This is a genomic window from Veillonella sp., assembly GCF_032470285.1.
GTDB lineage: Bacteria > Bacillota > Negativicutes > Veillonellales > Veillonellaceae > Veillonella.
The window spans coordinates 203,585-227,172 of sequence record NZ_JAWEKP010000001.1; the positions used below are offsets into that span (position 1 = coordinate 203,585).

Annotated in this window: 21 protein-coding genes; 20 read left to right on the plus strand and 1 reads right to left on the minus strand. The window is 36.5% G+C overall.

The window, feature by feature from the left end; translation table 11 throughout:
* Window positions 1–9 precede the first annotated feature (9 nt).
* Genes E7B10_RS00940 through E7B10_RS00950 form a run of 3 tightly spaced genes read left to right on the plus strand, consistent with a single transcriptional unit; the run spans window position 10 to window position 3,622 of the window.
* Window positions 10–774 carry a shikimate kinase gene (locus tag E7B10_RS00940; protein ID WP_174892304.1) on the plus strand — a complete coding sequence of 255 codons (765 nt, stop codon included), beginning with the start codon at window positions 10–12 and terminating at the stop codon, window positions 772–774.
* Window positions 774–2,927 (plus strand): ATP-dependent RecD-like DNA helicase, encoded by a 2,154-nt coding sequence (locus tag E7B10_RS00945; protein ID WP_174892303.1) that lies wholly within the window; start codon window positions 774–776, stop codon window positions 2,925–2,927. The genes E7B10_RS00940 and E7B10_RS00945 overlap by 1 nt, the downstream gene beginning before the upstream one ends.
* Window positions 2,927–3,622, plus strand: coding sequence for a ComF family protein (locus tag E7B10_RS00950; RefSeq protein WP_287510690.1), 696 nt, complete (start codon window positions 2,927–2,929; stop codon window positions 3,620–3,622). The genes E7B10_RS00945 and E7B10_RS00950 overlap by 1 nt, the downstream gene beginning before the upstream one ends.
* Window positions 3,623–3,663: 41 nt before the next feature.
* On the opposite strand, the gene E7B10_RS00955 is transcribed toward E7B10_RS00950, so the two are convergent.
* Window positions 3,664–4,266: an HD-GYP domain-containing protein gene (locus tag E7B10_RS00955; RefSeq protein WP_004693025.1), complete on the minus strand. Its 603-nt coding sequence runs from the start codon at window positions 4,264–4,266 to the stop codon at window positions 3,664–3,666.
* A 903-nt stretch (window positions 4,267–5,169) separates the two neighbouring features.
* Between E7B10_RS00955 and E7B10_RS00960 the strand changes: the two genes are divergently transcribed.
* The 17 genes from E7B10_RS00960 (at window position 5,170) to obgE (ending at window position 23,581) form a co-directional block, all read left to right on the plus strand.
* Window positions 5,170–5,976, plus strand: coding sequence for a basic amino acid ABC transporter substrate-binding protein (locus tag E7B10_RS00960; RefSeq protein ID WP_012864267.1), 807 nt, complete (start codon window positions 5,170–5,172; stop codon window positions 5,974–5,976).
* A gap of 11 nt (window positions 5,977–5,987) precedes the next feature.
* Window positions 5,988–6,644 (plus strand): amino acid ABC transporter permease, encoded by a 657-nt coding sequence (locus tag E7B10_RS00965; RefSeq protein WP_004693053.1) that lies wholly within the window; start codon window positions 5,988–5,990, stop codon window positions 6,642–6,644.
* Window positions 6,641–7,366, plus strand: coding sequence for an amino acid ABC transporter ATP-binding protein (locus E7B10_RS00970; protein WP_118091533.1), 726 nt, complete (start codon window positions 6,641–6,643; stop codon window positions 7,364–7,366). Before E7B10_RS00965 ends, E7B10_RS00970 begins: the two co-directional genes overlap by 4 nt.
* A 516-nt stretch (window positions 7,367–7,882) precedes the next feature.
* Complete coding sequence (locus E7B10_RS00975; RefSeq protein ID WP_004693056.1) at window positions 7,883–8,080, plus strand: cold shock domain-containing protein; 198 nt, start codon at window positions 7,883–7,885, stop codon at window positions 8,078–8,080.
* Between the two features lie 242 nt (window positions 8,081–8,322).
* A complete protein-coding gene (gene hpf, locus E7B10_RS00980; RefSeq protein ID WP_287510694.1) occupies window positions 8,323–8,850 on the plus strand; it encodes a ribosome hibernation-promoting factor, HPF/YfiA family in 528 nt (175 codons plus the stop codon).
* Window positions 8,851–9,068: 218 nt separating this feature from the next.
* Window positions 9,069–11,504 carry a preprotein translocase subunit SecA gene (gene secA / locus E7B10_RS00985; protein WP_278604410.1) on the plus strand — a complete coding sequence of 812 codons (2,436 nt, stop codon included), beginning with the start codon at window positions 9,069–9,071 and terminating at the stop codon, window positions 11,502–11,504.
* Between the two features lie 120 nt (window positions 11,505–11,624).
* Window positions 11,625–12,732 (plus strand): peptide chain release factor 2 gene (prfB, locus tag E7B10_RS00990; RefSeq protein ID WP_278466663.1). Its coding sequence is split into 2 segments (ribosomal slippage): window positions 11,625–11,681 and window positions 11,683–12,732, totalling 1,107 coding nucleotides; the frame shifts between segments, so codons are not numbered across the junction.
* Window positions 12,733–12,740: 8 nt separating this feature from the next.
* A complete protein-coding gene (locus tag E7B10_RS00995) occupies window positions 12,741–13,436 on the plus strand; it encodes an LmeA family phospholipid-binding protein (protein ID WP_278466661.1) in 696 nt (231 codons plus the stop codon).
* 12 nt (window positions 13,437–13,448) lie between these two features.
* Window positions 13,449–15,491 (plus strand): DUF5693 family protein, encoded by a 2,043-nt coding sequence (locus E7B10_RS01000; protein ID WP_278466660.1) that lies wholly within the window; start codon window positions 13,449–13,451, stop codon window positions 15,489–15,491.
* Window positions 15,484–16,584: a polysaccharide pyruvyl transferase CsaB gene (gene csaB / locus E7B10_RS01005; RefSeq protein ID WP_278466659.1), complete on the plus strand. Its 1,101-nt coding sequence runs from the start codon at window positions 15,484–15,486 to the stop codon at window positions 16,582–16,584. The genes E7B10_RS01000 and csaB overlap by 8 nt, the downstream gene beginning before the upstream one ends.
* Before the next feature lie 33 nt (window positions 16,585–16,617).
* The gene (locus tag E7B10_RS01010) at window positions 16,618–17,454 is read left to right on the plus strand and encodes a transketolase (RefSeq protein WP_278466657.1); all 837 of its coding nucleotides are present in this window, start codon (window positions 16,618–16,620) and stop codon (window positions 17,452–17,454) included.
* Window positions 17,454–18,386 carry a transketolase family protein gene (locus E7B10_RS01015; RefSeq protein WP_278466656.1) on the plus strand — a complete coding sequence of 311 codons (933 nt, stop codon included), beginning with the start codon at window positions 17,454–17,456 and terminating at the stop codon, window positions 18,384–18,386. Before E7B10_RS01010 ends, E7B10_RS01015 begins: the two co-directional genes overlap by 1 nt.
* Before the next feature lie 14 nt (window positions 18,387–18,400).
* Window positions 18,401–19,087, plus strand: a complete 687-nt coding sequence (gene ftsE / locus E7B10_RS01020; RefSeq protein WP_004693165.1) for a cell division ATP-binding protein FtsE — start codon at window positions 18,401–18,403, stop codon at window positions 19,085–19,087.
* Window positions 19,077–19,964 carry a permease-like cell division protein FtsX gene (gene ftsX, locus E7B10_RS01025; RefSeq protein WP_012864279.1) on the plus strand — a complete coding sequence of 296 codons (888 nt, stop codon included), beginning with the start codon at window positions 19,077–19,079 and terminating at the stop codon, window positions 19,962–19,964. Before ftsE ends, ftsX begins: the two co-directional genes overlap by 11 nt.
* Before the next feature lie 5 nt (window positions 19,965–19,969).
* Complete coding sequence (locus E7B10_RS01030; RefSeq protein ID WP_012864280.1) at window positions 19,970–21,151, plus strand: murein hydrolase activator EnvC; 1,182 nt, start codon at window positions 19,970–19,972, stop codon at window positions 21,149–21,151.
* Between the two features lies 1 nt (window position 21,152).
* Window positions 21,153–22,292 carry a S41 family peptidase gene (locus tag E7B10_RS01035; protein ID WP_012864281.1) on the plus strand — a complete coding sequence of 380 codons (1,140 nt, stop codon included), beginning with the start codon at window positions 21,153–21,155 and terminating at the stop codon, window positions 22,290–22,292.
* Between the two features lie 17 nt (window positions 22,293–22,309).
* Window positions 22,310–23,581, plus strand: a complete 1,272-nt coding sequence (gene obgE, locus E7B10_RS01040; protein WP_278604412.1) for a GTPase ObgE — start codon at window positions 22,310–22,312, stop codon at window positions 23,579–23,581.
* Window positions 23,582–23,588: the final 7 nt, after the last annotated feature.

Here is a 23,588-nt window from a genome sequence, read left to right on the forward strand (position 1 = left end):
GGGGTTCTCATGGATATTAAAGAAGCTCGAAAACAGATAGATAGTATTGATTCTGTATTAGTTACGGAGTTTGAAAAGCGACTCACATTGATTAAAGAAATTGGTAAATATAAGGATGAACATCATTTACCACTTATTGATGAAGAACGGGACGAAAGTATCATTGCTTTACATACTCAAAATTGTAAAGATAAAGTTTTAGCACCTTATGTTGAAAATTATATAAAAACCGTCGTTTCTATGAGTAATGAGTTCTTAAAAGAACACATGCATAAGCATATTTTTCTCATTGGTATGCCTGGCGCAGGTAAGACTACTGTTGGTAAGGTTCTAGCTAAAGAGTTGGGGCGAGATTTTTTTGACTTAGACCAAACGATTCAAGACAAAGTGGGTAAATCTGTTCAAAATATCTATATTTACGATGGTAAAGATGCTTTTAGTGAATATGAATATACTACAATTAAAGAATTAATTCATAACAAACCATCTGTTATTGCTACCGGTGGCGGTACTGTTACCTATGACAAAACTGTAAAATTGATGCGCAATAATGGTCTTGTTGTATTTGTTAATCGCGATGTGAATCATATTTTAGATGATTTGGATTTGGAGATTCGTCCGCTTGTAAAAGAAAGTATCGAATATATTTTTAATGTATATGAAGAACGATATCCTTTATATGAAGAAGTAGCACATATTAAAATTGGTAACGAAGGCAGTATTACCGATGCAGTGCAAGAAATTATTGAAGCTTTGCCGAATACGGAGAAATAATGGACGCCATACGAGGATTTGTATACCGAACTATATATGAGAATACACAACGTACATATTGCGTGTTTATCCTAAAAGATTATAATGAGGAATACATTACTTGTACTGGCAAATTTGAGTCTCCTAAAGAAGGGGAAGACATCGAAGTACGGGGCCGCTATGTAGAACATGAAAAGTACGGCCGCCAATTTGATGCGAGCAGTGTTGAAAAGTTAAAACCTGATAATATGGGTGCTGCCAAGACTTATTTGTTGAATCTAGGAATAAAAGGTTTTGGTGAAAAATCCGTAGAGAAGGTACTAGAGTATTTCGGTATTCGTATTTTAGAAATTTTACGGGAAGAACGTCCAGAAGAGATTAAAGATATTCCAGGTCTCCGAAAGAGTGTTAAGGATGAGCTATTCAATACCTTACTTGGCGAAGGTATTTTATCTGATTTAAATCATTTTTTTGAAAGTCATCACATTTCATCGAAATGGAGTCGTATTGTATATACCTATTATGGTGTGCAGTCCGTCGCAGTTATAGAGGATAATCCTTATACATTATTACGTGTAGCACCGGATATGCTCTTTGGTACGGCCGATACACTAGCAGAGCATCTTGGTATTAATGGTAGTGATACACGCCGTTTAGAGGCTGGTTTAGAATGGATTCTACGTAGTTTAGATAATCAAGGTCATACATGTTTACCAGTAGACCAACTTATCGGTCGACTTGACGATTTATTACAAACTGATGTAGATGATATTGCGAACTTTATTGAAAGCCTGCTGGAACAAGGTGCACTGTATAGTACGTATTATGAAGATATCTTATATATCTATCCGCCAGAGATGTATGTTTCTGAAGTGGAAGGGGTCAACTATACTCGTGAGTTTCTATTACAAGCTGATCCAATAGCATTAGATATTTCTAGTTTTATTGAAAAGTTTGAACGAGACAACTACATTACTTTTGGTGATGCTCAAAAAGAAGCTATACAGCTCTCATTTTTTGAAAAGTTTTCTCTTATAACTGGTGGTCCTGGTACAGGTAAAACAACTATCATCAAGGCGCTAGTAAAAGGTTTCCAACTCGGTGGATTGGGGCGCATTATACTTTGTGCTCCTACGGGACGTGCTGCAAAGCGTCTGACCGAGGCCACTGAGTTTGAAGCTACTACAATTCATCGTCTATTGGTACCTGTTCAAGGTAGTGACTCCTATGACTTTACAAAGAATGAAGATGATCCTCTAGATATAGATGTCATTATCATCGATGAAGCATCTATGCTTAATGTGCGTTTATTCTATTCTTTGATGGCTGCTATTCCAAAGGAAGCCCATGTCATTATTGTGGGTGACGTAGATCAATTACCACCTATAGGTGCTGGGTTCGTATTAAAAGATTTATTAGATAGTGATTGTGTGCCCTATACACGACTTAATCAGATTTATCGTCAAAGCTCTGGTAATACTATCGTTGAAAGTGCTTACGCAATTAACCGTGGTGAAATGCCTAACCTGGAAGGTGTGAGCGAAGAGTTTTCTTTTATTCCTGTTAAATCTTATGATATGATGATGAAAGCCATCATTGATGTATATAAACGTGAACAAGAGACGATAGAGGATGAATTAGATATTCAAATTATTTCTCCTATGCGCCGTGGTGAAGCAGGTAGTACATTGATATCACAATATGTACAACAAGCCGTAAACCCTCCAGACAGCTATAAGGGAGAAGTTCGTGTCAATGGCATTACGTATCGCGTTGGGGATAAGGTTATTCAAATTCTCAATGATTATGAGTTAGAAGTGTTTAATGGCGAAATTGGCGTTATCTATGCTATTACGCGGACCGATATTTGTATTCGATTTATCCATAAAGAGGTTCGTCTACCTATCGATGAAGCACATATGATTATGCCTGCTTATGCTATTACAGTTCATAAGAGTCAAGGCAGTGAGTATGGTGTAGTTATTATTCCATTTGTTCCACGTTATGGTGGCATGTTACAACGTAATTTGTTGTATACTGCTGTTACACGGGCAAAGCGTAAAGTAATCATCGTTGGTACTACGAGCGCAGTTGAACGTGCTGTGCGTACTGTTAATGCCGATGAACGTTACACATTGTTTAAAGAACGACTACAAGGGAGATGTGATTCGTAATGAGTCTTTGGGATTTCTTATTTCCACCTGTATGCCCTCACTGTGGTGCACCTGTGGCAACACAAGGAGATTGGTGTAAAGCTTGTTTTACAGATTTATTACATATTCGTCATATACCACATAAATTTTTACACTATGTAGATGATGTATGTGTGTTGGCCGAATATCGTGGTGGTCTAAAGTCTATGATTTACGATGTAAAATTTAATGAAAAAAAGGAGCAGTCCAAAGGGGCCGCTCCTTTTTTAGTATCGTACAACTTTTACATGAAATATAATGAGTCTAACATTGTGAACAGTAATTGTAAAATTATGTATGATTATATTGTTCCCGTACCATCTAGCGAAAAGAAAAAAGCTAAGAGAGGATATAATCAAGTAGATTTATTCTTTCTTGAATGGGCTCATTCTTTATGGGAGATAGATAGAAAAAAATTTAAATGGTTAGATTGTATATACAAGTTTGATACTTCTCGAGATATGTGGAGATTAACAAATAAAGAAAGACATCAAAATATTGATGATGCCTTTGTTATATGTGCTGATTATAAGGATATTGATTTTACCAATAAGAATACATTAATTGTTGATGATATATATACTACAGGTGCGACAATTGAAGCTGTAGCAAAAGTCTTACAAAAGCATAAAGCGCTACGCGTTGATGCCCTTACGCTGGCTAGTGGTAGTTTCTAATCTTTATTACTAAATGTAGGAATATAATATTTGATTTCATATTAGCCAAGCACATCAATAAATGCTTTAACTACATCAGGATCAAAGAGAGAACCAGACGCACTAAAAAGTTCTTCTTTTGCTTTAGCTTTTGTTTTAGCCCAAAATTCAGTAGAAGGATTAACTGTTGTATCATAGTAATCTGCTACAGCAATGATTCGAGCTCCTAACGGAATATTGGCACCACGTAGATGTTTAGGATAACCGGAGCCATCCCATTTTTCATGATGGTAACGAATATAAGGTAAAATTTGTTGGCAGCAAGGATAGTTTTCAATCATATTGGCACCACTTGCAGCATGTTGTTTATACTTAGACATTTCTTGCTTATTAAGATATGGAGATTTTTGGATTAATGCATTAGGTACCATTAATAGACCTACGTCATGAAGTAAAGCTGCATGACGAATCTGTTCAATTTCATTTAATGGTAAACCCATTTTAGCTGCGATGCTAACAGCATAGTTTGAAACCTGAATAGAATGTGTATAGAGATGATAGCTTTTCATTTGTATCATCTGTAAAAGTTGTGCGCTTATGGCTTCTAAACTATCTTTCTCCAGTTCATACAAACCTGATGGTTGCATCAATGATAACATAAACATAATAAACCCCTCTAACTAACAAACTGAACATATGGTACAACCCCTCGTACTTATGTTCATATCGTACAACTTTAGGCCGTTCTAATTTAACAGTATACAAATTATACACCATAAATAATTTTTTGTGTATGATACGTATGTTCTTACAAATATGTTGTATTCATATTTGGCATACAAAAAATAATTGACAATTTAAGAATCCACTAGATATGGTACTTAAAAAATGTGATTTTAGAAATATTAAAATATTATGAAGAATATTTTAGGTTTTCTATTCCAATTTTCTATACATCAACAAATAGGGGTTGCAAAATTTATTCTCATTGTTCTAAGAATTATGCGATAGTATGTTTGGTAAAAAAATTATATTTGGCTACTTAACTATATAATCAAAATTTTTTAAAATAATAGTAAAACTAGACATGAATACTGTTATTCTTTATAATACGTCTATACGGGTCTGTGGTTGAAAGTCGAGGCTAGTCGCAGGCAAAACGATCCACATAAGCAGCCCAAAGGGTTGTGAGCATGGTGCGGCTTAGGTGTAAGTCCTGCCGATAAAATCGAGAGAGGTAGTAGTGGGGAGTCTTGGACTTATGAGCGAACCTTCCAGCAGGCGAGTGTGGGGGCAAAGACCAGGTCAGCCGTATAGGGGCACATGAGGCTTTTCTCATGTGCTTTTTTTATACAGTTGTATATTATAAAATTTATAGAAAACCACTAACTATGGGAAAGTTTTTATACATAGCCGTAATATTTATACAAATAATGCATAAAATTAAAATATAAATATAGTGATTTTGCGATTATATCTAAAGTTATATACAAAATTATTGACATAATTATACTTAATCTATATACTATTATAAAGTAGTAGTAAGTTAAAATAATGAGGTTGATAATATGTTAAATAGCAAAGTAAAAAAAATAATTCTTGGCGGTTGTATGTTAGTGATGGCTGCTTCTTTAGTTGGTGGATGTGGTTCCTCTAATCAACCTACATCTAATAAACTTATCGTTGGCACTAATGCTACATTTGTTCCATTTGAGTTTAAAGATGAAAAAACTCAAGATTATACAGGTTTTGATATTGAATTGATTCGTGCGATCGGTAAACGTATTAATAAAGATGTAGAGCTAAAAAATGTAGCTTTTGATGCTTTGATTCCAGCTTTGAACACACATGATATTGATGTTGCTGCATCTGGTATGACTATTACAAAAGCGAGAAGTGAAAAAGTATTATTTTCTTCTCCTTATTATGAAAATGCCTTAGCAGTAGTATATAAAGATGGAACGGCTGTGAATTCTCTTGATGACTTAAAGGGTAAAAAAATTGCAGCCCAATTAGGTACTACTGGTGCAGATTTAGCTCATAAAATTGAAGGTACTACTGTAAAAGAATTTGACCATAGTAATGAAGCTTTGTTAGAATTACAAAATGGTGGAGTAGATGCAACTGTAATCGATTTACCTGTAGCTCAATATTACAGTACTAAGCATCCTGACCAACATATTAAATTTATGGCATATCCAAATACTAAAGAATACTTGGGCTTAGCAATTAATAAGGATAACAAAGCATTGCAAGAAGAAATCAATAAAGCAATTGCTGATATGAAGGCTGATGGTGAATTTAATACATTATATAAAAAATGGTTTAATGTAGATGCACCTGCTGATATGCCAGTAGTTTTAGAATTTAAATAATAGGAGAGATTATGAGTTTTAATTGGGGGTTAATTGCGGATAATTTACCGCTCTTGCTACAAGGTGCTCTAGTGACTGTAGAAATTACAGCCATGTCTGTAGGTTGTGGCTTTTTTATCGGTCTTTTAGTATCTTTAGCAAATTTATCTAAATTTAGATTAGTTAGATTGCTTGCAAAATGTTATGTAGATATCATTCGTGGTACACCATTACTGGTGCAAATTTTCCTAATCTATTTTGCCTTGCCTATGATTACAGGTCAACGGATTGATCCATATATTGCGGCTGTTACCGCATGTAGTATTAACTCTGGTGCTTATGTATCTGAAATTTTCCGTGCTGGTATTCAATCTATTGATAAAGGTCAAATGGAGGCCGGTCGTTCTCTTGGTTTAACTTGGGGACAAACTATGCGTTACATCATTATGCCTCAAGCTTTTAAAGCAATTATTCCTCCGTTAGGGAATGAATTTATTGCCATGTTGAAAGATTCCTCTTTAGTTTCTGTTATCGGTTTCGAGGAGTTGACACGTCGTGGTCAATTAATCATTGCTAAAACCTATGCATCCTTTGAAATCTGGGGTACGGTTGCTGTGATTTACCTTATTATGACAGTGACTATCTCACAATTAGTTGGATATCTTGAAAGGAAATATAGCATTAAATGATTAAATTAGAAAATGTACATAAATCTTTTGGTAAAAATGAAGTACTAAAAGGTATTAATTTACATATTGAACAAGGTCAAGTTGTTGTAATCATCGGTCCTTCTGGTTCTGGTAAAAGTACGGTACTGCGCACTATGAACTACTTAGAAGAACCTACATCTGGTAAGGTTATCGTAGATGGTATGGATCTTTCTGATAAGAAAAAGTTAAATGACGTTCGTGCTGAAGTAGGAATGGTATTCCAAAACTTTAATCTATTCCCACATATGACGGTTATGGAAAATCTTACTTTAGCACAAACTAAGGTTCGTAAAACATCTATGGAAGAGGCTAAGAAGATAGGTCAAGCTTTACTTGATCGAGTAGGTTTGGCGGATAAAGCCAATGCATATCCTGATTCTTTGTCAGGTGGTCAAAAGCAGCGTGTTGCTATTGCTCGTGCTTTAGCTATGAGACCTAAAGTAATGCTTTTTGATGAACCTACTTCAGCTCTTGATCCTGAAATGGTTAGTGAAGTACTAGATGTAATGAAGTCTTTAGCTGAGGAAGGTATGACGATGGTCATCGTTACTCATGAAATGGGCTTTGCGAAAAAAGTAGCGGATAGAGTTTTATTTGTTGATGGTGGCTTGATTTTAGAAGATGATACACCTGAACGCGTATTCGATGCTCCTACCAATGAAAGAACAAAATCATTTTTAGACAAAATTTTAATAGATTAATTAATGATATTATAGGAAGCAAATTCTAGAATTAGAAATTGCTTCCTGTTTTTTTACATTAAATTTAACCTATTTATTTATATTAATTTTTATTATATATGTATAGCTTAATATCTATTAATATATTTGATAACCTTTAGGCTGTATTTATTAATTATAAAGAGTTTGTATAAAGATTTAAAGTGTAGATTAATCTGAAAAATACGATTATTGCTATAAATATTTGTGATATAACAATAATTTATACAGTCATTTTTAAAAACAATAATTTTTAATTCACATATTTTTATGATTATAAAAATATACAATTAATTTATAGGGCTTATATAATTATTTATGACATGTATAGATATAGGGATTTTTGAGATTTACAGCAAATGATATTCTTATTTCTAGTGTTTGTATATTTATTAAAAATGTAAATATTGTTGTTTGATATTTTATACATGCTGTGTTATGATACACATATAGAGCAAGACAGTAAGACAATATATATATTTTTAGGAGGATGTTACCATGTTAGGTAAAGTAAAATGGTTCAGCGCAGAAAAAGGTTATGGTTTTATTGAACGTGAAGACGGTAGCGATGTATTTGTACACTACTCTGCAATCCAAGACGAAGGTTTCAAATCTTTGACTGAAGGTCAAAATGTAGAATTTGAGATTGTTGATGGAAACCGTGGACCTCAAGCCGCTAACGTTGTTAAAGCGTAACTACATACCAAAAAAATTATAAAAACAATATATAATTGGCCCCCGATAGTATATACTATCGGGGTTTTTTGATTTTCTATATACATTTTATACATAATTCTACAAAAAATATAAAATTTTTACATAAAAAAGAAGGAGTTTTACAGTTAGATGTAGAAATACTAAATATAACACGAGAGATAAGGTTATATAATACCACACACTCGCATCTCGTGGATGATTTTTAGAAAGGGTGTTGACTTATGAAAGTAGCAATTAGAGGAAAAAACATTGAAGTGACAGATGCCTTAAGAGCATATATCGAAAAAAGATTGAGTAAATTGACTCGTTACTTCGATGATGAGTTAAATGCACAAGCGGTTTTATCCGTTGTAAAAGATAAATCTACAATTGAACTTACATGTTTTGTTGATAAAATCGTTCTTCGTGGTGTGGAAACTAATGATGATATGTACGCAGCTATTGATTTAGTAGTGGATAAAATTGTTCGCCAAATCCATAAATATAAAACTCGTTTGGCTAAACGTTTCAAAAAACAAGAAGCTTTCCATCCTGAAGCTTTGGCGGCTCCTGTGGAAGAAGAAACTATTGAAGTTGTAAAACGCAAACACTTTGTTGTGCGTCCTATGGATGTTGAGGAAGCGATTTTACAAATGAATCTTATTGGTCATGATTTCTTTATGTTTTTCAATGCTGAAACTGAATCGATGAACGTTGTATATCGTAGACATGATGGTTTCTATGGTTTGATCGAGCCAGAACTTCAATAATATATAATGTCGGCTGAACTTAATCCTAACTCCTTTCTACTTTAAATCAGCCGATTATTATATTAAGGTGGATGACTTAAAATAGTCATCCACCTTTTTTGCCAAAATAATATTATAAATAATCTTGAAATGCCTTGAATTCTTTGACTATTCAAGGCTTTTTCGTTATAATAAGTTAGATAAAATAATGTAAGATGTCCCGTAGAGGAGTGATTTGTTTGTTAAGCTTTTTACAAAGGCTATTAGGCAATAATAACGCAAAAGAAATTAAAAAAATGCGTGCTATTGCAGATCATATTAATGAAATTGAACCTAATTATATTAAATTAAGTGATGCTAACTTAGTGGCAAAAACTGATGAGTTTAAACGTCGTTTGCAAAAAGGGGAAACGTTAGACGACCTATTGCCAGAAGCATTCGCTGTAGTTCGTGAAGCATCTAAACGCGTTTTAGGCATGCGTCATTTCGATGTACAGTTAATGGGGGGCATTTGCCTGCATAATGGTAATATCGCGGAGATGCGTACTGGTGAAGGTAAAACATTAGTAGCTACATTGCCCGTATATTTGAATGCATTGACCGGTAAGGGTGTACACGTTGTAACAGTAAATGATTATTTGGCGACTCGTGATAGCGAGCAAATGGGACGTTTATATAATTTCTTAGGACTTTCCACGGGCCTTATTGTGGCTAATCTTGACTTTAATCAACGTAAAGAAGCCTATGCGTGTGATATTACATATGGTACAAATAATGAGTTTGGTTTTGACTATTTACGGGATAACATGGTAACCGATGTTGTTCAAATGGTACAACGACCATTGAATTATGCCATTGTGGATGAAGTAGATTCCATTCTTATTGATGAAGCAAGAACACCACTAATTATTTCAGGTCCTGGTCAACGTTCCACCGATAATTATTATAAATTGGCTAAAATTGTTCCTCACCTTGTAAAAGATGAAGACTATGTTATTGATGAAAAACAAAAAACTATTGCCCCTACAGATTCTGGCATCGCAAAGGTTGAAAAAATGCTTGGCGTTGAAAACCTATATGATGCAGAAAATATCGAGTTGAATCATTTGCTTGGTGCTTCTTTGCGTGCCTATGCTATGATGCATCGTGATACAGACTATGTGGTTAAAGATGGTGAAGTTGTTATCGTCGATGAATTTACGGGCCGTTTGATGTTTGGACGCCGTTACTCTGATGGTTTACATCAGGCTATTGAGGCTAAAGAAGGTTTGAAAGTTGAACGCGAAAGCCAAACCTTAGCATCTGTTACATTCCAAAACTATTTCCGTATGTATGATAAATTATCAGGTATGACAGGTACTGCTAAAACAGAAGAAAAAGAATTTATCGATATTTATGGATTAGAGGTTATACCCATTCCACCGAATAAGCCTTTAATCCGGATGGATTTGCCAGATCAGATCTTTAAAACTAAAGCTGCTAAATATCGTGCCGTAGTACGAAATGCAGTAGAACGCCACCAAATAGGGCAACCTATTTTGATTGGTACTACATCTATTACACAGTCTGAAGAACTTTCAGATATGTTGTTGCGTGCAGGTGTACCTCATAAAGTATTGAATGCTAAACATCATGAACAAGAAGCAGAAATCGTTGCAGCTGCGGGCCAAATGGGAATGGTAACAATCGCTACTAATATGGCTGGTCGTGGTACTGATATTACTCTTGGAGAAGGTGTGCCAGAACTAGGTGGGTTAGCCATTTTGGGGACAGAACGCCATGAAAGCCGACGTATTGATAATCAATTACGCGGACGTGCTGGTCGTCAAGGGGATCCTGGTTCTTCTCAATTCTTCTTATCATTAGAAGATGACTTAATGCGTATCTTTGGTGCTGACAATATTACAGGTATCATGGATAAACTTGGTATGGAAGAGGATGAACCTATCGAGCATTCTTTGATTACTAAATCTATTGAACGTGCTCAAAAGAAAGTAGAGGATCATAACTACAATATTCGTAAATATGTACTTGAGTATGATGATGTTATGAATCAACAACGTGAAGTATTATACGAACAACGACGCCGTATTTTACGTAACGAATCCTTGCGTGAAACAATTAACGAAATGATTGACAAGCTTGTTACCGAATCTGTAGATGCTTATGCTGATGAAAAGCTCTATCCAGAAGAATGGGATTATGAAGGCCTCTATAAACATTTAAGTCAATATTTCTTAACAGAAGAGATTATGTCTTCTCAAGATATGGAAGAATATAGTCGTCAAGACTTATTAGAACGCTTATTAGAAATTGCTCATGAAGAGTATCAAGATCGCGTTGATATGCTTGGAGAGGCTATGTTTAGTCAACTTGAAAAGGCAATTATGTTGCGCGTTGTTGATAATAAATGGATGGAACATTTGGATAATATGGATATGTTACGAGAAGGTATTGGCCTTCGTGCATATGGTCAAAAGAATCCGTTGGTAGAATATAAGTTTGAAGCTTTTGATATGTTCCAAAACATGATTGCAGCTATTCAAGATGAGACAATCATGGCATTATACAAAATTCGTGCACAATTGATTCAAGAAATCGAAGAACCAGTTGATCACTTAGAAGGTGCACAATCCCATCATGAAGATGTGTTGGAGCCACAAAACATAGATTAAGATTTGTGAATGGCACGTTGCTCAAAGGGATTTCCACTGGGCAACGGCCATTTTTCTATTTTGTTAAGGTAATAGTTTATTGATGTAATAGACTAATTAACTAAAGGTGGTGAACATAAATTGTTAGAAGATCTAAAACCGATTATTTCTAATTTAGAAGAACGTATTTATGGGATGAGGGATTCACTTTAACATCGCTCAAAAGGAAGACCGAATATTTACACTTGATGTACAGATGAGTGATCCTACATTTTGGGATAATCCAGATAAAGCTCGTGAGATTTCTCAAGAGGCCACACAATTAAACAATGCTGTAGAAAGCTATAAGCAACTTGTTAGTGATATTGAAGATGCTAATGTGATGCTTGAAATGGCTATAGATGAAGATGATCTCTCCATGGAGAGTGAAATCAAGGAATATGTTAAGCAAATAGAAGAAACCTTGGAAAAGCAAGAAGTACTTTTATTGTTAAGTGGTGAATATGATGCAAATAATGCTATTTTAACATTTCATGCCGGTGCTGGTGGGACTGAGGCACAAGATTGGTGTTCTATGTTAATTCGCATGTACTTGCGCTGGGCTGAAAAATCTGGCTTTTCCATCGAGTTAATGGATGAACAACCTGGTGATGAAGCAGGAATAAAATCTGCTACATTCCTTGTTAAAGGTGAAAATGCCTTTGGTTACTTGAAGTCTGAGAAAGGTGTACATCGTCTCGTTCGTATTTCACCATTTGATGCTGCGGCTCGACGTCACACATCATTTGCTGCTGTCGATGTAATGCCTGAAATCGATGATACTGTGGAAATTAATATCGATATGAAAGACGTTCAAGTTGATACATATCGTGCTAGTGGCGCTGGTGGTCAGCATATTAATAAAACCGATTCTGCTGTTCGCATGACACATAAGCCGACAGGTATTGTAGTACAATGCCAAACACAACGTTCTCAAATGCAGAATAGAGAACAAGCTTTACGTTTGTTACGGGCGAAACTATTTGAGTTAGAGCTCGAAAAGCAAGCTGAACTTAAAGAACAGATTGGAGGTACCTACCAAGCAATTGAGTGGGGAAGTCAAATTCGTTCCTATGTATTCCATCCATATAATCTTGTTAAGGATCATCGTACTAGTGTAGAAACTGGTAATGTTCAAGCTGTTATGGATGGCAACTTAGACCCATTTATCGAAGGTTTCTTAAAAAAAGAGGCTAACTTAACAATTTAGGAGATACTATGAAAAAGTTTTTACTATTCCTATTAGTGCTAATTATTGCTCTTGTAGTGGCATCCCAATTTTTATTACCATCTTTTATTGGCTCTCGTATTGAAAGTCAATTAAATGAAACATTGAAACCAACGGCTCAAACAGTAAATGTTGAGGCTCAACCTGCTTTCAAAATTTTATATGGTGAGGTGGATCGTGTTTATGGCACTTTGGAGAATATTAAACTGGGTAAATTGAATTTTGCTAGCTTCCGATATGATGCTAAACAAATTCTTGTTAATCTAATTTCTTTATTAGCTAGTCAACAAATTGATATCGTTAGTGTTGGGACTGCTAGTATTGATGGGACTATTAATAAAGCTGATTTAGCGACTTTCTTAAGTAATGAAGCAGGTAGTGATATTCAAGACGTACAAGTTGACATTAGTAAAGATAATATCAGCCTAACCGGTAAAATGAATGTAGGCATGGTGTTTAAAGGAGATGTTAAATTAGATGGGAATTTAGAATTAAAGGGCAATACATTATTGTTTTCACCTAAAAAGTTCACCATAAATGGTGCTACAATTCCTGGTATGACATCTAATGTGTTAGAAAGTACTCAAATTTATGACTTCAACAATTTTCCAATTCCTGTAAAAGCGGAAAGTTTAACTGTTGATAATGGTGAAATTCTCATTAAAGTTAAACCTGTACTCAACTAGAAAGGATTTGTCGTGAATCATCGGAACACACAAAAAAGTAAGTACTCATGGATTCTTATACTTTGTATTATTATAGGTCTTTTATCTTCCTTATACTTAGTATTTGAACGCCATCAGATTGAGAAATCTCAAAATCATATTGAAAATATTGTAGACTATGATGCAGTTTTACGAGCCAGCGCCTTTGAAAAGCGTAGTCAACAAGAAGCTTTTGATGCATTACGTAATGCTGGTGTGACTGCTTTTGCTATTTATGATCGCACGTTAGAAAAAGCAAAAGATGCGGGCCAAGTTAAAGTATTAAGCTCTGAAGAGATGGACTCTGTTCGTGTTAATGGCGCTGCGATTAAACCTGGGGCGACTTATGTGGCATTAATTTCAGGTAAAGAAGGTTATTATAAAGAAATTCGAGAGGATTTATACCACCGTATTGGCAAGGACAAGGTGAAAGAGCTTAATACAAGTATTGGTCCTGTTCTTGAATTGTATGGTGCAACAGCAGATAGCTATGCAAAGATGAATCTTGGTATTTCAAAGTTGCAAGCACAAGAGGTTGCAGATCGTGGTTTCAATGTTATCGTTCGTCCAACAAACTATAGAAACGTAACATCTGAAGATATTCAATATGTATTTAAACGACTTGAAGGCATTCCTCATGTAACAGGGATGATTTTTGCTGGTAAAGAAGCTCTAGGTGCACCTAATTTAACGGATGAAACATTAGCATTACTAAATAAAAACCATATTCCACTAGTTGGTATCGAAGCTGTAAATCAGTTGCAGTATGAGCCACAACAAGGTTTCTTGGAAATGGCGGCCAAAAATAATTATAGTGTAGGTCGTGTGTATACTATCGCTAAAGAGGAGTTAAAGAAAATTACCCCTGAAGAAGCGGCACAACGCTTTTACATTAGTGATATAGAACGAAATATTCGTTTTAACTTATTTCCGATGTATGAAACAGGTATAAATAATGAAACTGTTTTACAGACTACAATCAACTATATTAATATAGCTACAGAGAAATTGGCTGTAAAAGGTTATGAATTTGGTCCAGCGGATATTTATCCTGCTTATACACCAAATCCATTATTAGTAGTTATTACAATGATCGGGGCTATCGCACTTTTTGTATATGTTCTACAAATGATGTTACCAATGTCTAAGCATACGCAACTTGTGGCCTTTTTTGGCATTTCTTTGGCATCCATTGTTGTATTTATTCTTACAAGTGGTACCTTAATTACTCAAATATGGGCTCTATCTAGTGCTATTATGGCTCCTGTAGGTGCTATGATACGCTTGATGGAAGAGTGGCGCCGTTATGATGGTGCACGTCCATTAGGTGCCATTAAGTCTACTATTCTTGCCTTATTATACCTTGTAATTGCTGCATTATTTGCTGCTATTGGCGGTATGTATATCGCATCTTTATTGGGCAATACGAAATTCTTTATGGAGTTTGCTCTCTTTAGAGGTGTTAAGTTGACCTTTGTTCTGCCAATTATTTTAGTTATTATTGCGTACCTTCAACGATTCCCATTGTGGAACGGCCGCATGATTAATTCCAAAGAAGAAGCGAAAACATTTGTAGTGGAATTCTTAACTATGGATGTTAAATTATATGCATTCTTTATAATAGCAGCACTTGGTGGCGCAGTATGGGTATTTGTTGGCCGTAGTGGACACACTGCAGGTGTTCCTGTACCAGGCTTTGAACTTATGCTACGTCGTTTTCTTGAAAATGCAATGTATGCGAGACCGCGTGAAAAAGAGTTCATTATTGGTCATCCTGCTTTAATGCTAGCTACCTTTGCGTTCATGCGTAAGTGGCCTACAGTAATTCATTTCTTATTAACTCTAGCTGGTGTTATTGGCATTGCTTCAATGGTTGAAACCTTCTGTCATCTTAGAACGCCAGTGTTCATGTCCATCATGCGTGGTTATGATGGTTTGTTAATTGGCGCCCTTTTTGGAGTGCTTCTTATCATCGCAGTACGGTTTATGATGTACGTAACACAATGGTTCCAAGCTAGGGAGGTTGACCATGAGTAATATTGTTATCTCTGGTTATTATGGCTTTGGTAATGCTGGTGATGAGGCCATGCTTTGTGCTATTATCGATGCTATTCGTAAAGAAGAGGCTGACGCACATATTACTGTAATTTCTGGTAATCCTAAAGAGACTAGTAAAAAGCATAATATTAATGCTGTAGGTACATTCTCTGCATTGGGTATCTTAAAAGCAATTGCTCATTCGGATCTTGTTATTAGTGGTGGTGGTAGTTTATTACAAGATGCTACTAGTATTCGCAATACTTACTATTACTTAAGTATTATGGCGCTAGCAAAGTTGCTTGGGAAAAAAGTAATGCTATACTCCCAAGGTATTGGTCCTTTAAATCGTTCATCAACACGTCGTGCCGTTGGATTTGTATTGCGTTTTGTAGATACTATTACAGTTAGAGATTCTATTTCAAAGGATGAACTAGTTTCTTTGGGAATTGAAGATGTAGAGGTTACTGCAGATGCTGTATTGGCCATGCAACCGACAGAGCTTTCAATTGGCGCGCATATTCTTGAGGGCTATACATCTAAATTGCCTGCTACTAATGAACAACGTAAACGGATTGGTGTGGCTGTTCGCAGTTGGAAAGAGGATACGGAATATAGAGAAGCCTTAGCTAATGTATTGAGCCGATTACAAGAACAAGATAATGTGGAAATTATCTTTATTCCTATGTCACATCCAGAAGATACAAAAGAGGCTAAGATTATTGCTGGTTATATGCCAAATGGTGCTATTGTCCTAGAAGGCCCGTTTTCTACGGAGCAACAAGTATCCTTATCTGGTAATGTGGACCTCATGATTGGTATACGTCTTCATGCCTTAGTTTTTAGTTCCTTAATGGGAAAACCAGTTATTGGTATTTCTTATGATCCTAAAATTACAAGCTTTTTACATATGATTGGTCAAGAGCCGATTGGCACAATGACTCATTTGCGTGAAGAAGCCTTGTACCAATGGTGTCATAAATTATTGAATTCTCGTGAGGAGTATCAAGCATCTTATGACCGTATTGAAGCATTGCGTGTAGATTCTCAACGCAATGCAGAAATTGCTATTTCATTACTTAAAGAGTATTAATATATTGGATTTTATCCAGAAAGTGAGGTCTCTATGGCTACATTAACACAAGATGTTAAACAATTAGTTCAAGAGAAGGCAAAAGCTATTCGCGTTGGTATTGTACAGTCTGTAACGGCAGCGAAATCCGGTCACCCAGGTGGTTCATTATCCATCGCCGATGTGATGGCCTTGTTGTACTATGTTGAGATGAATGTAGATCCAGCAAATCCAAAAGCTCCTAATAGAGATCGTTTTGTCCTTTCTAAAGGTCATGCAGCGCCTGCACTATATGCTACATTGGCAGAAAAGGGTTATTTTCCTAAAGAAGAACTCTTGAACTTACGTAAAATTAATCATATGTTACAAGGTCATCCTGATATGAAACACACACCAGGTGTAGATATGTCTACAGGTTCTTTAGGACAAGGCATCTCTGCGGCTTGTGGCATGGCATTGGCAGGGAAAATTGATAATGCAGATTACCATGTATACTCTATTCTTGGTGATGGTGAGCTTGAAGAAGGTCAAGTGTGGGAAGCTGCAATGTTTGCTGGCTTTTATAAACTGAATAATTTGACAGCTTTTGTCGATTTTAATGGTCTTCAAATTGATGGTGATATTACTAAAGTTCTTTCTCCATTGCCAATTCCAGAAAAGTTCAGAGCTTTCAATTGGAATGTTATTGAAGTTAATGGTCATGATTTTGATGAACTTCATAATGCTATTGAAGCTGCGAAGGCTTTCACAGAAGGCCCAACATGTATTGTAATGCATACTGTAAAGGGTAAAGGTGTTGAAGAGATGGAAGGTCAAGCCGGCTGGCATGGTAAAGCACCAAGTGAAGAGCAAGGTGTAGCCTTTGTTAATGAAATTATGGGGGTGCAATAATGGGTAAAGCAACACGTGAAGCATATGGTAATGCGCTAGCTCGCATTGGTAAAGAGAATACTAATATTATCGTACTAGATGCGGATTTATCCAAATCTACTAAAACAGATACATTTAAAGCTGTGTGCCCAGAACGTTTCTTTAATGTAGGTATTGCAGAGCAAAACTTGATTTCTGTTGGTGCTGGACTTGCAGCGGCAGGTAAGATTCCATTTGTATCTTCTTTCTCCATGTTCGCAACAGGTCGTGCGTTTGAACAAATTCGCAATGCTGTATGCTATCCAAAATTAAACGTAAAAGTTTGTGCCACACATGCGGGTATTACTGTTGGTGAGGATGGTGCAACGCATCAAAGTTTAGAGGATATTTCCTGCATGCGTACATTGCCAAATATGACCGTAGTGGTACCTGCTGATGAGCGCGAAACAGAGGCTGTTATCGAATGGGCTGCATCTTATAACGGCCCAGTATACGTTCGTTTGGGTCGTGCTGGTGTAGATGATGTAACTAAAGAAGGCTATTCTTTTGTGCCAGGTAAATCTACTACCTTGGTAGATGGTTCTGATGTTACAATTATCGCCTGTGGCGCATTGGTTGGACCTGCTGTAGAGGCGGCTAGAACTTTATCTGAAGCTAATGTATCTGCTCGCGTTATTAATATGGCATCTATTAAACCTATTGATGCTGAAGCAATTGTAAAAGCGGCTACTGAAACTGGTGCTATTGTTACAGCCGAAGAACATAATATTATTGGCGGTCTTGGTTCTGCAGTATCCGAAGTAGTAGTAGCTAATAAGCCTGTACCTATGGAATTCGTTGGTGTCCAAGATACATTTGGGGAGAGTGGAACACCAAAAGAACTAATGGCAAAGTATGGCTTAACTGCCAATGATATTGTAGCAGCCGTAAAACGTGTAATCTCTCGTAAATAATCAAAGGGGATCCCATGATTGAATTTAAGAATGTTAGTAAAGTCTATGATAATGGTTCTGTTGCATTAGACGATGTGTGTTTAACCATTAACGATGGTGAATTTGTTCTCGTTTGTGGTCACAGTGGTGCAGGGAAATCAACATTATTTAAGTTATTAACGCATGAGGTAGTGCCAGATGCTGGTACTGTCATTGTTGATGACTTTGATGTTACGCGTATGAAGCGCAGTAAAATTCCTAAATTGCGGAGAAAGCTTGGCGTTGTATTCCAAGACTTCCGATTATTGCCTAATAAAACGGTAGCAGAGAATATTGCTTTTGCTCTTGAAGTTATTGAAGAAAAACCAAAAATCATTAAAGAAAAGGTGAGTCATGTATTAGACCTTGTTGGTTTATCTGAGAAGGCTAATGACTTACCAGAGGATCTTTCTGGCGGGGAACAACAACGTGTTGCTATTGCGCGTGCAATTGTTAATCGCCCAACAGTATTAATTGCTGATGAACCTACTGGTAACCTTGATCCTGATACTAGTAAGGATATTGTTGAATTGTTTAAGCATATTAACAATTTCGGCACTACCGTTATTATGGTTACCCATAATATGGATCTTGTTTCATACTTGAATAAACGCGTTATTCGTTTAAAAGACGGCCGTGTTCAAAGTGATAATATGAGAGGTGCAGAAATTAATGAAGCCTAGAACGATAAAATACTATTTTAAAGAAGCACTGAAGTCTATGAAACGTAATGGACTTATGACATTGGCGTCCATTTCTACAGTGGCTTTATCCTTATTTATGCTCGGTGTATTCCTTTGTGGTGTCATTAATTTGAATAACATGGCATCCAGTCTAGAAAATCAAGTACAGTTAAGTATTTACTTAAAGGATGGTTTAACAACTGATCAAATTATGGCAGTAGGAAAGCAAATTAAGGCTATACCTAACTTAAAGCATTTAGAATTTGTTAATAAAGAGCAAGCTATGAAGGAGTTCAAAGAACGCCTTGGTGATCAACAACAATTGGTGAATGCTTTAGGTGATGTAAATCCGTTGCCTAACTCGTATGTGTTGACCTTTGATAATCCTAGCGATGTAAAAGCAACTGCAAAATTAGCTACGACATTCCAAGGCGTAGAAAGTACACATTATGGTCAAGATATTGTAGAAGAGCTTTTCCGCATTACGCAAGTAATTCGTATTGGTGGGATTGTATTGATTGCTTTCCTAGCAGCTGCAACACTATTCATCATTTCAAATACAATTCGGTTGACTGTATTCGCACGTCGTAAAGAAATTGCAATCATGAAATATGTAGGTGCTACTAATGGATTTATTCGTTGGCCATTTTTGATTGAAGGCATGTTGTTAGGCTTAATTGGTGCTATCATTGCCGTTCTTTGCGTTGGTGAATTTTATCACTTCATCACACTGGAAGTTTCTGAATCATTAGCATTCTTCCCTTTAGTACCAATGTTCCCATTCTTCTATGATGTAGCCCTTTATATCTTAGGTGGCGGCATAGTAGTAGGTGCTATTGGTAGTACTATTTCTTTAAAACAATACATGAAGGTGTAATGTTTATGAATAATAGTATATTTAAATCTCGCTTCGTAGCGGCAATTTTGACTGGTATAGTGGTATTGGGAACACCATTATACATCGTTGCAGAGGACGAAGATTTAACAAATCAACTTGATTCAATTCAACAACAAGTTAATCAACAAAATGCTAAAAAGGCAGATGCTGAAACTGTAATAGTCAGTGTATCCGAACAGTTACGTCAAATCGAAGAACAATTACGTCAGGCTCAGCAACAATTGGATTCTATTCAACAACAACGTATATCTGTTGAAAATGATATTACAGTGAATGAAAAATTACTTGCTGAAGCACAAAAGCGACTAGAAGGGCGAGAAGCCGTATTTTATAAGCGTGTACGTGATATTTATATTAACGGTCGTTTAAGTTATTTAGATGTAGTTATTGGATCTAAAGATTTTACAGACTTTGCTAATCGTTTAGAAATTTTAAAACGAATTATTGATTCTGATATTAAATTAATTGAGGAAATCAAAAAAGAGCGCGCTGAAATAGCGGCTCGAAAGCAAGCACTAGAACAGTCTCGTGCAAAACTAGTTGAGATTGAAAAAGCAGCTGCGGCAAAACGAGCTGAAATAGAGCAAAAAAAGAAAGAACGTGAGGTAGTTCTTCAAAAGGCTCAAAATGATCGTGCTACAGCAATGCAAGCAGTAGAAGAATTAAATGCATCTTCTGCACAGATTACAGCGTTATTGAAAGCACGTCAAGCAGAGCGTGCCGCTGCTCGTGCTGCGGCAGCGGCTCAACAATCTTCACCAACTTACTCTTGGGTACAAGGGTCTGGTCAACTTGGGTGGCCTGTAAGTGGTGAAATTACCTCTCCATATGGCTATCGTACACATCCGATTTGGGGCACTACAATTTATCATTCTGGCATTGATATTGGTGTTGATGAAGGTACACCTGTTCATGCTGCAGATGGTGGTACTGTTGCTTGGTCGGGTTGGATGGGTGGCTATGGTTATGCCGTAGTTATCGATCATGGTAATGGCATGTCTACTCTTTATGGACATAATTCTGAACTTGCTGTCTCTGAAGGGCAAGATGTGGGTAAGGGTCAAGTTATTGCCTATGCTGGTAGCACAGGCAATAGTACAGGGCCACATGTACATTTTGAAGTTCGTATAAGTGGGGATCCTGTGGATCCTATGGGATATTTATAATATGAAATTTGATACACGTACGGTGTTATGGAGTCTATTGAAATATATAGGCTCTGGCATCGTTATTATGTGGCTTACATTTTGGTACCTTTCCGGTTCATTCTGGGGTCTGCCAAGATTATTTATAGCCTATTATACTGCGAGTCAAGTTTTTATGACACCTATGGCTAAAAGTACCCTTTATGATGGTATGCTAAAGGGGTTAATTGACTCTTTGGGAGAACCGCATAGTGTTTATTTAAATGCAGAAGAATATAAGTCCATGAAAATGCAAACATCTGCAACATATGCTGGTGTCGGTATGGTCCTTGGTACTGATGATAAAGGTCTATATGCTGTTAGCGTTATGGAAGACCAACCAGCTTTCAAAGCTGGAATTAAACCTGGAGACCACATTATTGCTATCGATGGACAATCTACTACTGAAATTCCGGTAGAGGAAGCATCTTCTCGTATTCGTGGCGAAGCAGGTACTACTGTAGCTCTTGATATTGAGCGTAATGGTGAAAAGTTGCATTTTGATATCACTCGTGAATCCATTGTTTTGCCTACTGTTAAAAGTAAAATGCTAACTAGCACAGTTGGGTATATTCGTATTAGTCAGTTTGCAGAGAATACTGCAGAAGATTTTGCCACTCAATATAAAGAGCTCCAATCTCAAGGTATGAAGGCTCTTGTCTTAGACTTACGAGATAATCCAGGCGGCTTATTATCTACTACTGAAAAGATATCTAACTATATTATGCCTCCAGGTACACTCGTAACGGTACAAAATCGATCAGGTAAAAAGGATACTTATAAGTCAGATGGACCTGATGTAGCTATGCCGTTGGTTGTTTTAGTTAATAAGGGCTCTGCTAGTGCATCAGAAATCATAGCAGGTGCTGTTCAAGATCGTAAATTAGGCACTATCGTAGGTACAAATACATATGGTAAAGGTACCGTTCAAACTATTTTCCCTAGTTTAGATGATGAAGGAATTAAAGTAACTATTGCTAAGTACCACACACCAAGTGATCGTGTTATTGATGGAACAGGTATTAAACCTGATGTAGAAATCGATTTACCAAAAGGTGTACATCCATCTAGTACATTAGATGATATTCAAATTAAAAAGGCATTAGAGCTATTACAGCAATAATGCATAGGAGTTAAATTATGTTTATAGATAGAGCGCGTGTCTTTGTTAAAGCTGGTGACGGTGGGGATGGTATGTCCAGCTTCCGTCGAGAAAAATACGTGCCAAATGGCGGCCCTAGTGGTGGTGATGGTGGTAAAGGTGCGGATGTTGTTTTTAAAGCTGACAAGAATATTAATACGCTTGTAGACTTTAGATATAAACGTCAGTTTAAGGCACCGGCTGGCGGTAATGGTGAAAGCGCTAATAAGCACGGTCGAGGTTCCAATCCTCTTATCATTCCAGTTCCATTGGGAACTGTAATTAAAGATGAGGAAACAGGAAAAATCTTTTGCGACCTTGTCAACGATGGCGATACCTTTGTTATTGCCAAAGGTGGTCGTGGCGGCCGTGGCAATGCTCGCTTCCAAACGAGTGCTAACCGTGCACCAACCTTTGCAGAAAAGGGTGAACCTGGTGAAGAATTCTGGTTACAATTAGAGCTTAAAGTATTAGCTGATGTAGGTTTATTGGGTTATCCATCTGTAGGTAAATCTAGTATTTTGCGAAAAGTATCTAAGGCTCAACCAGAGGTGGCTGCCTATCATTTTACTACACTAACACCAGTACTCGGGGTAGTTACAATTTCTGGAGATCGTAGCTTTGTTTTGGCCGATATTCCGGGCCTTATTGAAGGGGCTAGTGAAGGTGTAGGTTTAGGTCACAATTTTCTACGTCATGTTGAACGTACGAATATTTTAATTCATGTTTTAGACGTATCTTGTATGGAAGGCCGAGACCCTAAGGTCGACTTTGATGCGATTAATGAAGAGTTACGTAAATACTCTGAAAAATTGGCTAATAAGAAACAAATTGTAGCTCTCAATAAGATCGATATGGTCTTTGATGACACGACGATTCCCGAAACAAAAAAATATTTTGAAGACAAAGGCTATGAAGTATTTCTCATTAACGCCTTAAGTGGTGAAGGTTTGTCAGAACTTATGGAACGAGCTTACTACTATGTAGAAAACTACGAACCAGAGCCTGAAGCAAATGATGATACAGTTGTATACGAAGCAAAACAAGATGTAGAATTTGTCATTACTCGCGGTGATGATGCTGCTTTCTACATTACTGGTAAACGTATTGAACGATTAGTAGCTATGACAAATCTTGACGATGATCAATCTCTTCGTAGATTCCAACGCATTTGGCGCTTTATGGAGCTTGATGCAAAATTGAAGGAAAAAGGCTGTAAAGACGGTGATGAAGTTGTAATCGGCGATCAGCGCTTTACTTTCCAAGAGTAGGAGTAAT

Excerpts from the sequence above, each read along its gene's own strand:
- E7B10_RS00940 (WP_174892304.1), top strand. The coding sequence starts at position 10 with ATGGATATTAAAGAAGCTCGAAAACAGATAGATAGTATTGATTCTGTA.
- E7B10_RS00945 (WP_174892303.1), top strand. The coding sequence starts at position 774 with ATGGACGCCATACGAGGATTTGTATACCGAACTATATATGAGAATACA.
- E7B10_RS00950 (WP_287510690.1), top strand. The coding sequence starts at position 2,927 with ATGAGTCTTTGGGATTTCTTATTTCCACCTGTATGCCCTCACTGTGGT.
- E7B10_RS00955 (WP_004693025.1), bottom strand. The coding sequence starts at position 4,266 with ATGTTTATGTTATCATTGATGCAACCATCAGGTTTGTATGAACTGGAG.
- E7B10_RS00960 (WP_012864267.1), top strand. The coding sequence starts at position 5,170 with ATGTTAAATAGCAAAGTAAAAAAAATAATTCTTGGCGGTTGTATGTTA.
- E7B10_RS00965 (WP_004693053.1), top strand. The coding sequence starts at position 5,988 with ATGAGTTTTAATTGGGGGTTAATTGCGGATAATTTACCGCTCTTGCTA.
- E7B10_RS00970 (WP_118091533.1), top strand. The coding sequence starts at position 6,641 with ATGATTAAATTAGAAAATGTACATAAATCTTTTGGTAAAAATGAAGTA.
- E7B10_RS00975 (WP_004693056.1), top strand. The coding sequence starts at position 7,883 with ATGTTAGGTAAAGTAAAATGGTTCAGCGCAGAAAAAGGTTATGGTTTT.
- hpf (WP_287510694.1), top strand. The coding sequence starts at position 8,323 with ATGAAAGTAGCAATTAGAGGAAAAAACATTGAAGTGACAGATGCCTTA.
- E7B10_RS00995 (WP_278466661.1), top strand. The coding sequence starts at position 12,741 with ATGAAAAAGTTTTTACTATTCCTATTAGTGCTAATTATTGCTCTTGTA.
- csaB (WP_278466659.1), top strand. The coding sequence starts at position 15,484 with ATGAGTAATATTGTTATCTCTGGTTATTATGGCTTTGGTAATGCTGGT.
- E7B10_RS01010 (WP_278466657.1), top strand. The coding sequence starts at position 16,618 with ATGGCTACATTAACACAAGATGTTAAACAATTAGTTCAAGAGAAGGCA.
- E7B10_RS01015 (WP_278466656.1), top strand. The coding sequence starts at position 17,454 with ATGGGTAAAGCAACACGTGAAGCATATGGTAATGCGCTAGCTCGCATT.
- ftsE (WP_004693165.1), top strand. The coding sequence starts at position 18,401 with ATGATTGAATTTAAGAATGTTAGTAAAGTCTATGATAATGGTTCTGTT.
- ftsX (WP_012864279.1), top strand. The coding sequence starts at position 19,077 with ATGAAGCCTAGAACGATAAAATACTATTTTAAAGAAGCACTGAAGTCT.
- E7B10_RS01030 (WP_012864280.1), top strand. The coding sequence starts at position 19,970 with ATGAATAATAGTATATTTAAATCTCGCTTCGTAGCGGCAATTTTGACT.
- E7B10_RS01035 (WP_012864281.1), top strand. The coding sequence starts at position 21,153 with ATGAAATTTGATACACGTACGGTGTTATGGAGTCTATTGAAATATATA.
- obgE (WP_278604412.1), top strand. The coding sequence starts at position 22,310 with ATGTTTATAGATAGAGCGCGTGTCTTTGTTAAAGCTGGTGACGGTGGG.